Origin of the sequence: Nonomuraea sp. NPDC048882, from assembly GCF_040649755.1 — a bacterium.
Classification (GTDB): Bacteria; Actinomycetota; Actinomycetes; order Streptosporangiales; family Streptosporangiaceae; genus Nonomuraea; species Nonomuraea maheshkhaliensis.
In genome coordinates this window covers 576,798-590,494 of sequence record NZ_JBEZGB010000003.1, presented here as the reverse complement: position 1 = coordinate 590,494, position 13,697 = coordinate 576,798, and the positions used below count along the sequence as shown (strand labels likewise).

The window sequence follows — 13,697 nt, the reverse complement described above, 5'->3', positions numbered from 1 at the left end:
GCCATGGCCGGCATAGACAGCAAGGACATCCACAAGATCATCGTGGCCTGCGACGCGGGCATGGGCAGCAGCGTCATGCTCGCCTCCACGCTCAAGAAGCAGCTCAAGGGGACGGGCGTGACCGTGGAGCACACCCCGGTCAACTCCATCCCCGAGGACGCCGACGTGGTGGTCTGCCACACGGGCCTGGCCGCCCGCGCCAAGGCCGCCGCCCCGGGCAAGCCGCTGGTGTCGTTCCAGATCTTCCTGGGCGACCCGGCGGTGACCAAGCTGGTGAACACGATCAAGAACGGCGGCACCGTCGATGCGTGACGGCCTGCTCGACCCCCGCGCCGTGCTGCTGCACGAGAGCGCCCCCGACCGCGACGCGGCCATCCGCCGCTGCGGGCAGGCGCTGGTCGACGTGGGGGCGGTCGCGCCGTCGTACGTGGAGGCGATGCTCGAACGCGAGCGGACGATCTCCACGTACGTCGGCGAGGGCGTGGCCATCCCCCACGGGACGGCCGCGTCCAAGGAGGACGTCAAGCGCGACGCCATCTGCGTGGTGCGCTTCCCCGGCGGCGTCGACTGGGACGGCGAGCCCGTCACGCTGTGCGTGGGCATCGCGGCCGCCGGCGACGGGCACGTGCCGCTGCTGGCGGCGCTGGCCGACATCCTGCTCGACCCCGATCGGGCCAGGACGCTGCGCGAGGCCACCGAGGTTTCACAAGTCATCAAGGAGTTGTCATGAAGGTCGCGCGTTTCCACGCGCCGGGCGACATCAGGATCGAGGACGCGCCCGAGCCGGTCGCCGGGCCGGGCGAGCTGAAGATCCGGGTGCGGAACTGCTCGACGTGCGGCACCGACGCCAAGATCTTCAAGTTCGGCCATCACCACATCGTGCCGCCGCGCGTGATGGGCCACGAGATCGCCGGCGAGGTCGTCGACACCGGCGCGCGGGTGCAGGTGATCGCGGCGATCCCGTGCGGCACGTGCGCCGAGTGCCGGCGTGGCCGCCAGACGGTCTGCCCGAACCAGGAGTCGATGGGCTACCACTACGACGGCGGCTTCGCCGAGTACATGATCGTCCCGGCGAAGGTGCTGGCCGTGGACGGCGTGAACGCCATCCCCGACGGTGTCGGGTTCGCCGAGGCGTCGGTGGCCGAGCCGCTGGCCTGCGTGCTCAACGGCCAGTCGCTGGCGCGCGTCGGTCCCGGCGACGACGTGGTGGTGATGGGCGCCGGCCCGATCGGCTGCCTGCACGTACGCCTGGCGCGGGCGCGCGGGGCGGCGCGGGTGTTCCTGGTGGACGTCAACGCGGGCCGCCTGGCGATGGCGGCCGAGCTCGTGCATCCCGACGCGGTCATCGACTCCGACCCCGTGGAGCAGGTGCTGAAGCTGACCGGCGGCCGGGGCGCCGACGTGGTGATCACGGCGGCGGCCTCCGGCGCGGCGCAGGAGCAGGCCGTGCGGATGGCGGCCAGGCAGGGCCGGATCAGCTTCTTCGGCGGGCTGCCCAAGGACGACCCGGTGATCGCGCTCGACTCGAATCTGGTGCACTACCGGGAGCTGACCATCGTCGGCGCGAACGGCTCCAGCCCGGCCCACAACGCCCAGGCGCTGCAACTGGTGGCCGAGGGCGCCGTGCCGGTGTCGGACCTGATCACCCACCGGCTGCCGCTGCCGCAGGTGCTCGACGGGATCGACCTCGTCAGCCGGGGTACGGCCATCAAGGTCACGATCGAACCCTAGGAGGTAGGCGATGGCACAGCGAACGGTGGTCGTGGCCTCGGCCAGCGGCCTGCACGCGCGGCCGGCCAAGCTGTTCGTGCAGGCGGCGGTCAAGGTGGGCGTGCCGGTCACGATCCGGGCCGGGGAGAAGTCCGTACCGGCCAAGAGCATGCTGGGCGTGCTGTCCCTGGGGGCCGTGCGCGGCACGGAAGTGACACTGGAGGCCGAAGGGCCCGGCGCGGACGAGGCCCTGGACACGCTGGCGGCGCTGCTGTCCCGCGACCTGGACTCGGAAGAGGCCCTCGATGCCTGACAGCACCGCTCCCCACCACACCGCCGCGACCGGTGCGGCCGCGGTGCCGCCGCCCGGCGGCTCCGGGACTGCCGGCGGCCCCTGGACCGGGGCCACCGGGCGGCTCAGCGGGCTCGGCGTCAGCCAGGGGCGGGCGGCCGGGCCGGTGCTGCGGATGGCCGGTCCCCCCGCGCTGCCCGCACCCCGCGCCGTCACCGACCCGGACGCGGAGGCGGCCACCGTCTCAGGGGCGCTGGAGTCGGTGGCCGCCGACCTCAACCGGCGGGCCAAGGCGGCGGGCGGCGAGGCGGCGGAGATCCTGGAGGCGCTCGCCATGATCGCCGAGGATCCCCTGCTGCTGGAGGAGGCGGAACGCCTGGCCGGGGAGGGTTCCGACGCCCCCCACGCCCTGGACGCGGCCTTCACCGGCCACCGCGAGGCCCTGGCGTCGCTCGGCGGCTATCTGGCCGAGCGGGCGGCCGACCTCGACGACCTGCGGCACCGGGCGGTGGCGTTCGCGCTCGGCCTGCCCATGCCCGGCCTGCCCGACCCCGGGCACCCGTACGTGCTGGCCGCCGCCGACCTCTCCCCCGCCGACACCGCCGGCCTCGGCCCCGACGTGCTGGCCCTGGTCACCGAGCGCGGCGGGCCCACCAGCCACACCGCGATCCTGGCCCGGGGCAGGGGCCTGCCCGCCGTGGTGGCCTGCGCCGGCATCATGGCGGTCGGCGACGGCACGGTGATCGGCGTGGACGGCGGCACCGGCGAGGTCGCCGTCGGCCTCACCACGCCGGAGGCGGCCGAGGTCAACGAGGCCGACCGGGCCCGCAGGGCGCGGCTGGCGGCCAGCCAGGGTCCCGGCAGGACCTCCGACGGCCATCCCGTCAAGCTGCTGCACAACATCGGCTCGGCCGCCGACCTGCGCTCGGACGACCTGCGTGCCGAAGGGGTGGGCCTGTTCAGGACGGAGTTCCTGTTCCTGGGCCGCAAGCAGGCGCCCTCGTTCGAGGAGCAGGTCGCCGCCTACGCCGAGGTCTTCAGCCGGGTGGAGCACGTGATCGTGCGCACGCTCGACGCCGGCACCGACAAGCCGCTGCCCTTCCTCGGGCTGCCCGCCGAGGACAACCCGGCGCTCGGCGTGCGTGGCCTGCGGGTGGACCGGCTGCTGCCGGACGTGCTGGACATCCAGCTCGACGCGATCGCCGCGGCGGCGCGCGAGACGGGCACGGAGCCCGAGGTGATGGCGCCCATGGTCACCACCGTGGCCGAGGCCGGCGCCTTCGCCCGCCGGGCCAGGGCCAAGGGCATCGTCAGGGTGGGCGTGATGGTCGAGGTCCCGGCGGCGGCCCTGCGCGCGGGGCGGCTGCTGCAGGAGGTGGACTTCCTCAGCATCGGCACCAACGACCTGGCCCAGTACACCTTCGCCGCCGACCGTCAGCACTCCTCTCTGGCCGACCTGCTGGACCCGTGCCAACCGGCCCTGCTCGAACTCATCGCCATGTGCGCGCGGGCGGGCCGGGAGGCGGGCAAGCCCGTCGGGGTGTGCGGGGAGGCGGCGGGCGATCCCCTGCTCGCTCCCCTGCTGGTCGGGCTGGGGGTGACGAGCCTGTCCATGGCCCCCGTGTGCGTGCCGCTCGTCCGCGAGGCGCTGGCGTCCCTGACGTTCGAGGAGTGCCGCGAACGCGCGCTCGCCGCGCTGGAGTGACCGGCGCGGGCGCGCCCGCCGGATCGGGGGGAGCGCGCCCGCCGGATCGGGGGGAGCGCGCCCGCCGCCCTGGAACGAAACGTCAGGTGGCCGGTTCCGGGTTGTGCGCCCTGAGCCGGAGCCGGTCGTCCTCGACGTCCACCGTCACCCGGCCGTGCTCCCTGACCTCCCCGGTCAGCAGCATGGTGGACAGCCGGTTGTCCAGCTCCCGCTGCACCGTGCGGCGCAGCGGCCGGGCGCCGAACTCGGGCTGATGGCCCCGCCCGGCCAGCCAGTCCTTGGCCGCGTCGGTCACCTCCATGGTGACGTCCTGGCCGCGCAGCCGCTGCCGGGTGCGCTCCAGCATCAGGTCCACGATCTGGCGGAGCTGGTCGCGTTCGAGCCGCTTGAAGATGATCGTCTCGTCGATGCGGTTGAGCAGCTCGGGGCGCAGGGTGTGGCGCAGCAGGTCCATCAGGCGGTCCTCGACCGGCCCCGTGGCCTCCAGGATGAGCTCCGCGCCGAGGTTGCTGGTCATGATGACGATGACGTTGCTGAAGTCGACCGTGCGGCCCTGGCCGTCGGTGAGGCGGCCGTCGTCGAGCATCTGCAGCAGGATGTTCATCACGTCGGGGTGGGCCTTCTCGATCTCGTCGAGGAGGACCACGCCGTGCGGGCGGCGGCGTACGGCCTCGGTGAGCTGGCCGGCCTCCTCGTACCCGACATATCCGGGCGGCGCGCCGATGAGGCGGGAGACCGTGTGCCGCTCCTGGAACTCGCTCATGTCGATGCGCACCATGTGGTCCTCGCCCCCGAACAGGGCCGCGGCCAGCGCCCTGGCCAGCTCCGTCTTGCCGACGCCCGTCGGGCCGAGGAACAGGAAGCTGCCGATCGGCCGGTTCGGGTCGGACAGGCCCGCCCTGGCCCTGCGCACGGCCTCGGCGACGGCGGTGACGGCCTCGTCCTGGCCGACGACGCGCCGGTGCAGGTGCTCCTCCAGGCGCATCAGGCGCTCGCGCTCCTGCTCGGTGAGCTGGGTGACCGGGATGCCGGTGCGGCGGGAGACCACCTCGGCGATGTCCTCCACCATGACCTGCGGGACGGTGTCGGCGCCGTGCCTGGCCCGCTCCAGCTCCGGCCGGACCTTGCCGATCTCCGCGCTCAGCTCCTTGGCGCGGTCGTAGTCCTCGGCGGCGACGGCCTGGTCCTTGTCGCGGCGCAGCGACTCAAGGCGCTCCTCCAGCTCGCGCACGTCGATGCCGGGCGTGCGTGAGCGCAGCCGTACCCGGGCCGAGGACTGGTCGATGAGGTCGATGGCCTTGTCGGGCAGGAACCGGTCGGTGATGTAGCGGGCCGAGAGGCTGGCCGCGGCGTCGAGGGCCTCGTCGGTGATGCGGACCTGGTGGTGGGCCTCGTACGTGTCGCGCAGCCCGGCCAGGATCTCGACCGTCTGCTCCACGGTCGGCTCGGGGACCAGGATCGGCTGGAAGCGGCGTTCGAGCGCGGCGTCCTTCTCGATGTTCTTGCGGTACTCGTCGATGGTGGTGGCGGCGATGACGTGCAGCTCGCCGCGGGCCAGGGCGGGTTTGAGGATGTTGGCCGCGTCCATGCCGCCCTCGGCCGAGCCGGCGCCGACCAGCGTGTGCACCTCGTCGATGAAGACGATGACCTCGTCGGAGTGGGCGCGCACCTCGTCGACGACCTTCTTGACGCGTTCTTCGAACTCGCCCCGGTACTTGGTCCCGGCCACCATGCCGGTCAGGTCGAGCGCGACGACGCGCCGGTCCTTCAGCAGGTCGGGGACGGCGCCGTTCACGATGCGCTGGGCGATGCCCTCCACGATCGCGGTCTTGCCGACGCCGGGCTCGCCGATCAGGCACGGGTTGTTCTTGGTGCGCCGCGAGAGCACCTCGATGCACTGCTCGATCTCGTCCTCGCGGCCGACGACCGGGTCGATGCGGCCCTGACGGGCCTCCTCCGTGAGGTCGCGGCCGAACTCGTCGAGCGAGGGGGTGTCCGAGGCCCGCCGGCCGGCCCCCTGACCGGACCAATGGCCGGCCCCCTGACCGCTCCCGCCGCCGGCCGCGCCGGACAGGATGGCCTGCTGCAGCTCGTTCGCCGAGACGCCCTGCTCGCGCAGGAGCCGGGCGGCGGTGGAGTCGGGGTTGGCGGCCAGCGCGAGCAGCAGGTGCTCCGGCCCGATGTACGACGCCCCGAGCGCCCGCGAGACCCGCTGGGCGTCCAGGACGGCGCGCTTGGCGGCCGGGGAGAGCGTCGTGGGCGGCTCGGCGGCCTGGCCCGGCCCGGCGGCGGCGTCGATGCCGTCGCGCAGCCGGCCGGGGTCGGCCCCGGCCGCGCGCAGCAGGGCGTTGACCGCGTCGTCGTCGATCAGTGCGTCGAGGAGGTCGATCACGTCCAGGTCTGGCGCGCCGCGCTGCCCGGCCACCTCCAGCGCCCGGCTCAGCGCCTCCCTGGCGGAGGCGCTGAGCAGCCTGCCCACGTCCACGCGCTGGACGCCGGGCCGCGACGGCGGCCAGCTCTCCATGCCGCCGAAGACCCGGCCCGTCAGCTCCTCGAAGCCTCGGAACGGGTCTCCTCCGAAGAATGACCTGTACGACATCGCATATCCCCTTCGCGCTCAGGGGACATCTAGCCGCACATGCCGCACTTCATAGTCAGGACTCGGCAAAGCATCCCAGTCCCGGGCGGCGGGTCACGGGCGGCGGCGCAGCCCCGCGTCGCCCAGCTCGGGCGGCTGCCAGCCGGCGTCGGCCGGGTTGAGCGTGACGCCGGGCGGGACGATCTCGTCGATCCGGTCGAGCACGTCGTCGCTCAGCCGCACGTCGGCGGCGGTGAGCTGGCTCTCCAGGTGCTCCATGGTGCGCGGCCCGATGATGGCCGAGGTCACCGCCCGGTGCCTGATCGTGAACGCCAGCGCCAGCTCGATCAGCGTGAGGCCGGCCTCCTCGGCCAGCACGGCCAGCCGCTCGGCCGCCTCCAGCTTGCGCTGGTTGGCCTCGATCGTCATGTCGTAGCGCTGCGGCAGCCGGTCCGAGCGGCGCGTCTCGGGCTGGTCGGCGCCCTTGCGGTAGCGTCCGCTGAGCCAGCCGCCGGCCAGCGGGCTCCACACGATGGCGCCCATGCCGTACCTCTCGATCGTGGGCAGCACGTCGGCCTCGATGCCGCGCACGAGCGCCGAGTACGGCGGCTGCTCGCACACGAACCGCTCCAGCGAGCGCCGCTCCGCGGCCCACTGCGCCTCGACGATGCGGTGGGCGGGGAAGGTGGAGCTGCCGATGTAGCGGACCTTGCCCTGCCGGACGAGGTCGGTGAGCGCGCCGAGCGTCTCCTCGACGTCGGTGTCGGGGTCGAAGCGGTGGATCTGGTAGAGGTCGATCCAGTCGGTGCCGAGGCGGCGCAGGCTGTTCTCGACGGCCTGGAAGATCCAGCGGCGGGAGTTGCCCCGCTCGTTGGGGCCCTCGCCCATGACACCGTGGCACTTGGTGGCCAGCACCACCTGGTCACGCTTGCCGGACTTGGCCAGCGCCCGCCCGACGTACTCCTCCGACTGCCCTTGCGAGTAGACGTCGGCGGTGTCGATGAAGTTGACGCCCGCGTCGAGCGCCCTGTCGATGATACGGGCGGACTCCCCGGGGTCGGACTCGCCCCACCAGCCGAACATCATCGCGCCGAGGCAGAGCGGACTGACCTTGAGACCTGTACGTCCGAGTACGCGATATTCCGTCACGGTCCTACTCTCCCCCAGCGAGCTCGTCGATGGGCGTGTCACCGGACACCAGTTCCAGCGTCCGCCGCACGCTGCCCGGATCGCGCAGCAGCGCCACGATGACGGCGGCCACGTCGTCGCGCGGCACCGCGCCCGGCGGCACCTCGGGGGCCAGCAGCACCCGGCCGGTGCCCGGATCGTTGGTGAGGCGGCCGGGGCGCAGGATCGTCCAGTCGAGGTCGCGGGCCCGCAGGTCCTCCTCGGCCTCGGTCTTGGCCTTGATGTAGGCGGCCCACACCTCGTCCCCGCCGGGCGCGGGCGGCTTCCCCGCGCCGACGCTGGAGATTTGCACGAAGCGCCGCACGCCCGCCCGCTCGGCCGCGTCGGCCAGCAACACGGAGGCGCCCCGATCGACGGTGTTCTTACGCGCCGTGCCGCTGCCCGGCCCCGCGCCGGCCGCGAACACCACGGCCGAGGCGCCCTCGACGACGCGGGCGACCTCCTCGACACCGGCCCGCTCCAGGTCGCACACCACGGCCCGCGCCCCGGTGGCCTCGACGTCGGCGACGTGCGCCGGATTACGGACGACCCCGGTGGCCTCAGGTCCGAGAAGGGCGGCCAGCCGGAGCCCGATCTGCCCGTGGCCACCCGCGATGATGATCCCCATAATCGTCATGGTGTCATGGACCCATGCGCGACTTCCCGCAGGCACCCACGCCCGCGTTCCTGTTCGACCTGGACGGCACCCTGATCGACAGCGTCTACCAGCACGTGGTGGCCTGGCGTCAGGCGCTGTCGGGGCTGGGCATCGACCTGTCGGTGTGGCGGATCCACCGGCGCATCGGCATGAGCGGCGGGCTGTTCGTCAGCGCGCTACTGCGGGAGACCGGGCTCAAGCTGACGCGGGAGCAGATCGAGGAGCTGCAGACCACCCACGCCGAGGCGTACGAGCAGCAGGCCGCCTCGGTCAGACCGCTGCCCGGCGCGCCGGAGCTGCTGGCCGAGCTGACCTCGCGCGGCGTGCCCTGGGCCATCGCGACCAGCGGCTACGCCCGCACGGCCCGGCTGGCCCTGGGCATGCTGGGGCTGCCGGACGACACACCCATGGTCACCCGCGACATGGTGCGCCGCGCCAAGCCCGACCCCGACCTGTTCCTGGCCGGGGCGGCGCTGGCCAAGGTCGATCCCGCGCACGCCATGGTGGTCGGCGACAGCGTCTGGGACCTGCTCGCCGCCCGCCGGGCCGGCGCGCTGGGCATCGGCCTGCTGTCGGGCGGGTATGGCAGGGACGAACTGGAGCGCGCGGGGGCGTTCCTGGTGTACGCCGATCCGGCCGAGATGCTGGACCGCCTCGACGAACTCGGCGTGCGGCAGAGTGACTGACGGTGGCGGCGGAGCGGGAATATCCCTCCGAACCACCGAGCTGGATCATGCGTATTCCCCACAGAGGAGCTGAGATGGACTTGGCAGACATCGGCGTCACCGGCCTGGCGACCATGGGGCGCAACCTGGCCCGCAACCTGGCCAGGCACGGTTACACCGTGGCCGTGCACAACCGTTCACACAGCCGCACGCAGCAGTTGGTGAAGGAGTTCGGCGAGGAGGGCACGTTCGTACCCTCGGAGGACGTCGCCGCCTTCGTCGCCTCGCTGAAGCGGCCGCGGCGGGCGATCATCATGGTCAAGGCGGGGGCGGCCACCGACGCGGTGATCGACGAGCTCGCCGCCGTGATGGAGCCGGGCGACATGATCGTCGACGGCGGCAACGCGCACTTCGAGGACACCCGGCGGCGCGAGGCCGCCCTGCGCGAGCGCGGCCTGCACTTCGTCGGCACCGGCATCTCCGGCGGCGAGGAGGGCGCGCTCAACGGCCCCAGCATCATGCCGGGCGGGTCGAAGGAGTCGTGGGAGGCGCTCGGCCCGATCCTCCAGGACATCGCGGCCAAGGTCGACGGCGTGCCGTGTTCGGTGCACGTGGGCCCCGACGGCGCCGGCCATTTCGTGAAGATGGTCCACAACGGCATCGAATACTCCGACATGCAGCTCATCGCCGAGTCCTACGACCTGCTCCGCCAGGCGCTCGGGGTGACGCCGGCCGAGCTGGCCGAGGTGTTCAGGGAGTGGAACAGGGGCGAGCTCGACTCCTACCTGATCGAGATCACCGCCGAGGTGCTCGACCAGGTCGACGCCGAGACGGGCAAGCCGTTCGTGGACATCGTGGTCGACCAGGCCGAGCAGAAGGGCACCGGCCGCTGGACCGTGCAGAGCGCGCTCGACCTGGGCGTGCCCGTGACGGGCATCGCGGAGGCGACGTTCGCCCGCGCCCTGTCCGGCCACCCCGAGCAGCGAGCCGCGGCCCGGTCGCTGCGCGGGCCCGACGAGTCCGGGGTCGGCGGGCGCGAGCTGATCGAGGACGTACGCCAGGCGCTCTACGCCTCCAAGATCGTCGCCTATGCCCAGGGCTTCGACCAGATGGCCGCCGCCTCGAAGGAGTACGGCTGGGACCTCGACCTGGGCGCGATGGCCACGATCTGGCGGGGCGGCTGCATCATCAGGGCCAAGTTCCTCGACCGGATCAGGGCCGCGTACGACGCCGACCCGCAGTTGCCCACGCTGCTGGCCGACCCGACGTTCGCCGGCGCGCTCGACGCCGCGCAGGAGTCGTGGCGGCGCGTGGTGACCACGGCGGTCCAGATCGGCGTGCCCACGCCCGGCTTCTCCTCGGCCCTGGCCTACTTCGACGGGCTGCGCCGCGACCGCCTCCCGGCAGCGCTGGTGCAGGGACTGCGCGACTTCTTCGGCGCGCACACCTACCACCGGGTGGACAAGGAGGGCACCTTCCACACCGACTGGTCCGGCGACCGCCAGGAGCGGCCGGCGTAGCCCTCTCACTCGTCCGAGCGGCCGGAGGGGCCCACGCGCCCGTCCGGCTATCCGTTCATCGCCACGGAGTTGGCGACGGCGGTCACCACGCAGAAGCCGAGCGGCCCGGCGGTGTCGTGCATGGTCACCTGGCCGGCCGCGACACCGCCGGTGCTCACGTGTCCCGTGCTCTCCACCCCGATGAGCTCGCCCTCGGGGAGCCGGGCCAGGGTCATGGTGTAGTCGGCGTTGATGAAGCGCAGCCCGTCGGCCTGGACGTTGCTGAGCGGGCTGGCGAAGTCGGCGGCCAGCGCGGCCCGGACGAACGGGCTCAGCGGCTCGTCGTCCACCAGCGGGTACCGCTCCCGCAACCACACCCGTCCAGGCCCGGGGGCGCCCCACTCGGTCAGCCGCCACAGGTCGAACGGCGGCTTCCAGAACTCGCCCTCGGCCTCAGCCGGCGGCTGCGAGGGCGGCGGCTCGTCCCAGGCGGGCGTCACGATCGAACGCTCGCCCTCGGGCTGCTCACCCCGGCGCAGCAGCACCGCACTGGCCCGCCCGATCACGCCCTGGTCGGTGGAGATCACGGCGTCGGCCACGCGGATCCTGCGCCCGTCCCTGACCACGGCCGTCTCGACGGTGACGGGCAGCATCGGGCTGTTGCGGAACAGGTCGACGGTCAGCCGGGCGAAGTGCAGGCCGGGGCCCGCGTGGCGCTCCTCCAGGGCTCGGGCCGCCAGCCCGCCGAGCAGGCGTCCGTGCAGCATGTCGGGGGACCAGGGGCCGCGGGCGTGCGGCGCGGGGACGAGTTCGTCCCGTTTCTTGGTGAAGAACGCTGACGTCGGCACAGAATCAGATTCTAGAGGAGAGCAGGCGCCGGCCGAGCGCCTGGAGGCGATCTTTCAGCTCGACCGGCTCGATCACCTCGAAGTCGACGTCCAGGAAGGCCACGACGACGGCCATCAGGTGCAGGTCGTCGCCGCGCAGCGTGAGCACGCAGCGGTCCGGCCCCGCGGCCTCGATGACGCCCTGGGTGCGGCCGGCCATCCGCTCGGCCGGCGCGTGCAGCAGGAACCGCCCTTCGATCGGCCACATCCCGTGGGCCAGCCAGTCGTGCAGCCAGGCGGCGACGTCGCGCGCGGGCGGCTCGCGCGGGGTGAAGCGGGGACCGTTGGGGGTGCTCAGCCGGATCCGGTCGGCCCGGAAGGTGCGCCAGTCACGGCGGTCGACGTCCCAGGCGACGAGATACCAGCGGTGGCCCGCGCTGACGAGGCTGTGCGGCTCGGCCCGCCGCTGCGCCGTCTCGCCGTCGTAGGTGGTGTAGTCGAAGCGCAACTGCTCACGGTCGCGGCAGGCTGCGGTGACGTGGGTGAGCACGTCGGCGTCCACGGTGGGGCCGGCCCGGTTGATCCGCACGGTGTGGGCCTGCAGCGTGCCGACCCGCGTGCGCAGGCGGGCGGGCAGGACCTGCTCCAGCTTGGCCAGCGCCCGCAGCGAGGTCTCCTCGATGCCGGTCACGGTGCCGTTCGCGGCCGTACGCAGCCCGAGTGCCACCGCCACGGCCTCCTCGTCGTCGAGCAGCAGCGGCGGCAGCTCCGCGCCCGCGCCCAGCCGATAGCCGCCCGCGGCACCCGGCGTGGAGTGCACCGGGTAGCCGAGCTCGCGCAGCCGCCCGACGTCGCGGCGCAGCGTCCTGGGGGCGACGCCGAGCCGCCGCGCCAGGTCGGCGCCGGCCCAGTCGCGCCGGGTCTGCAACAGGGAGAGCAGGCGCAGCAGCCTGGCCGAGGTGTCCAGCACACCGGCCATTCTGCCCGCCATCGCGGCCTGAATCTGACCGCAGTGCCTCCTAACGTGCCGTGCATGCAATCGTTCGTCATCGACATTTCCCAGGACCGGATCGACGATCTCCGCGACCGGCTGGCCAGGACCCGCTGGCCGGACGCCCTCGACGGGACGGGCTGGTCGTACGGGGTGCCGCCGGAGGCGGTGCGGGAGCTGGCCGCGTACTGGCAGAACGGCTACAACTGGCGGGAGCACGAGGCGCGGCTGAACGAGCTGCCGCAGTACACGACCGTGATCGACGGTCAGCTCGTGCACTTCGCGCACCTGCGCTCCGCCCGCGAGGACGCGCTGCCGCTGCTGCTGACGCACGGCTGGCCCAGCTCGTTCGCCGACTTCTCCCGCGTGGCCGGGCCGCTCTCCCGCGACTTCCACGTGATCGTCCCGTCCATCCCCGGCTTCGCCTGCTCGGGGCCCACCCGCGAGCCGGGCTGGGGCGTGCGGCGGATCACCGCCGCCTGGATCACGCTGATGGACCGGCTCGGGTACGGCCGCTTCGGCGTGCAAGGCGGCGACTTCGGCTCGCTGATCTCGGCCGCCGTGTCCAGGGCCGCCCCTGGCCGGGTGACCGGGGTGCATCTGAACGCGTCCGTGACCGCGTTCCCCGACGACGACCTGTCGGGCCTGACGGAGGAGGAGCGGGAGCGCGCCGCCGGCGTCGAGCGGTGGAAGGAGGTCAACGGGTACGCCGTCATCCAGGGCACCAGGCCGCAGACCCTCGCCTACGGCCTGGCCGACTCCCCCGCCGGGCAGCTCGCCTGGAACCTGGACGCGTTCGCCTCCTGGGGCCGGGACGCCGGCGGGCTCGACCCCGACGACATGCTCACCGGCATCTCGCTCTACTGGTTCACCGGCACGGCGGGCTCGGCCGGCCGGCTGTACCGGGAGAGCGCCCCCGACTGGGCGCCCCCGGCGGCGCCCGATCCGACGCCCACCGCCTTCGCGCTCTTCCCCGGCGACACGACCGTGCGGCGCTACGCCGAACGTGTGCACCACGTGGTGCGCTGGTCGGAGTACCCGCGTGGCGGTCACTACGCCGCCCTCCAGGCCCCCGACCTGTACATCGAGGACGTCAGGGAGTTCTTCCTCGGACTGCGGCCGTGACGCGGGGGCCGGGTGGATTTCCGCCGGGCTCGCGCCGTAAGCTCCTGCAATGCGTGATCTAGGTGAGGACCCCCGGCCGGCCCGGGGCGCGGTACGCGAGATCCATTCCCTGCACGGGCCCGCCACGCTGGCCTACTCCCCCGACCTCGACGGCATGGCCGACCCTGGGGAGATCGTCTGGGCGTGGGTGCCGTACGAGGAGGACCCGGCCAGGGGCAAGGACCGGCCGCTGCTGATCGTAGGCCGTTCGGGCCGCCGGCTGCTGGGCATGATGCTGTCCAGCAAGGGCGACGACGGTGACGACTGGCTGGAGCTGGGCGAGTGGGGCCGCGACGGCCGGATCTCCTACGTACGGCTGGACCGGGTCTTCGTGCTCGACGAGGACGACATCAGGCGCGAGGGCGCGGTCCTGGACGGCGAGCGTTTCGCCAGGGTGGCGGCCCGCCTGATGAAGACCCACGGCTGGGGCGCCCGCTAGCC

The 13,697-nt window shown here is 73.2% G+C and carries 14 protein-coding genes; 9 read left to right on the top strand and 5 right to left on the bottom strand.

The features are described 5' to 3' along the window. Positions 1-3 precede the first annotated feature (3 nt). From AB0C27_RS12650 to ptsP, 5 genes are read left to right on the top strand one after another with little or no spacing between them, the layout of a single operon-like run. On the top strand, positions 4-312 hold the full coding sequence (locus AB0C27_RS12650; protein ID WP_357842068.1) for a PTS lactose transporter subunit IIB: 309 nt from the start codon (positions 4-6) through the stop codon (positions 310-312). Continuing rightward, positions 305-730, top strand: a complete 426-nt coding sequence (locus AB0C27_RS12645; RefSeq protein ID WP_346111329.1) for a PTS sugar transporter subunit IIA — start codon at positions 305-307, stop codon at positions 728-730. The genes AB0C27_RS12650 and AB0C27_RS12645 overlap by 8 nt, the downstream gene beginning before the upstream one ends. Next, positions 727-1,731, top strand: a complete 1,005-nt coding sequence (locus AB0C27_RS12640) for a zinc-dependent dehydrogenase (protein ID WP_357842065.1) — start codon at positions 727-729, stop codon at positions 1,729-1,731. Before AB0C27_RS12645 ends, AB0C27_RS12640 begins: the two co-directional genes overlap by 4 nt. Positions 1,732-1,741: 10 nt before the next feature. Beyond that, the gene (locus AB0C27_RS12635; RefSeq protein ID WP_357842062.1) at positions 1,742-2,023 is read left to right on the top strand and encodes an HPr family phosphocarrier protein; all 282 of its coding nucleotides are present in this window, start codon (positions 1,742-1,744) and stop codon (positions 2,021-2,023) included. Then, the gene (gene ptsP / locus AB0C27_RS12630) at positions 2,016-3,707 is read left to right on the top strand and encodes a phosphoenolpyruvate--protein phosphotransferase (protein ID WP_357842059.1); all 1,692 of its coding nucleotides are present in this window, start codon (positions 2,016-2,018) and stop codon (positions 3,705-3,707) included. Before AB0C27_RS12635 ends, ptsP begins: the two co-directional genes overlap by 8 nt. 82 nt (positions 3,708-3,789) lie before the next feature. Here ptsP and AB0C27_RS12625 read toward each other — a convergent pair whose 3' ends face one another. From AB0C27_RS12625 to AB0C27_RS12615, 3 genes are all read right to left on the bottom strand, one after another. Then, the gene (locus AB0C27_RS12625) at positions 3,790-6,306 is read right to left on the bottom strand and encodes an ATP-dependent Clp protease ATP-binding subunit (protein WP_357842056.1); all 2,517 of its coding nucleotides are present in this window, start codon (positions 6,304-6,306) and stop codon (positions 3,790-3,792) included. 93 nt (positions 6,307-6,399) lie between these two features. Beyond that, a complete protein-coding gene (locus AB0C27_RS12620) occupies positions 6,400-7,434 on the bottom strand; it encodes an aldo/keto reductase (protein WP_357842053.1) in 1,035 nt (344 codons plus the stop codon). A 4-nt stretch (positions 7,435-7,438) separates the two neighbouring features. After that, complete coding sequence (locus AB0C27_RS12615) at positions 7,439-8,080, bottom strand: SDR family oxidoreductase (protein WP_357842050.1); 642 nt, start codon at positions 8,078-8,080, stop codon at positions 7,439-7,441. 23 nt (positions 8,081-8,103) lie between these two features. Between AB0C27_RS12615 and AB0C27_RS12610 the strand changes: the two genes are divergently transcribed. Both AB0C27_RS12610 and gndA read left to right on the top strand, forming a co-directional pair. Next, positions 8,104-8,796 carry an HAD family hydrolase gene (locus AB0C27_RS12610; RefSeq protein WP_346113881.1) on the top strand — a complete coding sequence of 231 codons (693 nt, stop codon included), beginning with the start codon at positions 8,104-8,106 and terminating at the stop codon, positions 8,794-8,796. A gap of 74 nt (positions 8,797-8,870) precedes the next feature. Continuing rightward, complete coding sequence (gene gndA / locus AB0C27_RS12605; RefSeq protein WP_357842048.1) at positions 8,871-10,295, top strand: NADP-dependent phosphogluconate dehydrogenase; 1,425 nt, start codon at positions 8,871-8,873, stop codon at positions 10,293-10,295. A 47-nt stretch (positions 10,296-10,342) separates the two neighbouring features. Here gndA and AB0C27_RS12600 read toward each other — a convergent pair whose 3' ends face one another. Continuing rightward, entirely contained in the window at positions 10,343-11,122 is a 780-nt protein-coding gene (locus AB0C27_RS12600; protein ID WP_357842045.1) for an acyl-CoA thioesterase domain-containing protein, read from the bottom strand. A gap of 4 nt (positions 11,123-11,126) precedes the next feature. Continuing rightward, positions 11,127-12,071: a WYL domain-containing protein gene (locus AB0C27_RS12595; protein ID WP_357842042.1), complete on the bottom strand. Its 945-nt coding sequence runs from the start codon at positions 12,069-12,071 to the stop codon at positions 11,127-11,129. A 63-nt stretch (positions 12,072-12,134) separates the two neighbouring features. Between AB0C27_RS12595 and AB0C27_RS12590 the strand changes: the two genes are divergently transcribed. Together AB0C27_RS12590 and AB0C27_RS12585 are read left to right on the top strand one after the other, a co-directional pair. Then, on the top strand, positions 12,135-13,217 hold the full coding sequence (locus tag AB0C27_RS12590) for an epoxide hydrolase family protein (protein ID WP_357842039.1): 1,083 nt from the start codon (positions 12,135-12,137) through the stop codon (positions 13,215-13,217). A gap of 49 nt (positions 13,218-13,266) precedes the next feature. Next, positions 13,267-13,695 carry a type II toxin-antitoxin system PemK/MazF family toxin gene (locus AB0C27_RS12585; protein ID WP_357842036.1) on the top strand — a complete coding sequence of 143 codons (429 nt, stop codon included), beginning with the start codon at positions 13,267-13,269 and terminating at the stop codon, positions 13,693-13,695. Positions 13,696-13,697: the final 2 nt, after the last annotated feature.

Excerpts from the sequence above, each read along its gene's own strand:
- AB0C27_RS12645 (WP_346111329.1), top strand. The coding sequence starts at position 305 with ATGCGTGACGGCCTGCTCGACCCCCGCGCCGTGCTGCTGCACGAGAGC.
- AB0C27_RS12625 (WP_357842056.1), bottom strand. The coding sequence starts at position 6,306 with ATGTCGTACAGGTCATTCTTCGGAGGAGACCCGTTCCGAGGCTTCGAG.
- AB0C27_RS12640 (WP_357842065.1), top strand. The coding sequence starts at position 727 with ATGAAGGTCGCGCGTTTCCACGCGCCGGGCGACATCAGGATCGAGGAC.
- ptsP (WP_357842059.1), top strand. The coding sequence starts at position 2,016 with ATGCCTGACAGCACCGCTCCCCACCACACCGCCGCGACCGGTGCGGCC.
- AB0C27_RS12635 (WP_357842062.1), top strand. The coding sequence starts at position 1,742 with ATGGCACAGCGAACGGTGGTCGTGGCCTCGGCCAGCGGCCTGCACGCG.
- AB0C27_RS12585 (WP_357842036.1), top strand. The coding sequence starts at position 13,267 with ATGCGTGATCTAGGTGAGGACCCCCGGCCGGCCCGGGGCGCGGTACGC.
- AB0C27_RS12590 (WP_357842039.1), top strand. The coding sequence starts at position 12,135 with ATGCAATCGTTCGTCATCGACATTTCCCAGGACCGGATCGACGATCTC.
- AB0C27_RS12615 (WP_357842050.1), bottom strand. The coding sequence starts at position 8,080 with ATGGGGATCATCATCGCGGGTGGCCACGGGCAGATCGGGCTCCGGCTG.
- AB0C27_RS12650 (WP_357842068.1), top strand. The coding sequence starts at position 4 with ATGGCCGGCATAGACAGCAAGGACATCCACAAGATCATCGTGGCCTGC.
- gndA (WP_357842048.1), top strand. The coding sequence starts at position 8,871 with ATGGACTTGGCAGACATCGGCGTCACCGGCCTGGCGACCATGGGGCGC.
- AB0C27_RS12610 (WP_346113881.1), top strand. The coding sequence starts at position 8,104 with ATGCGCGACTTCCCGCAGGCACCCACGCCCGCGTTCCTGTTCGACCTG.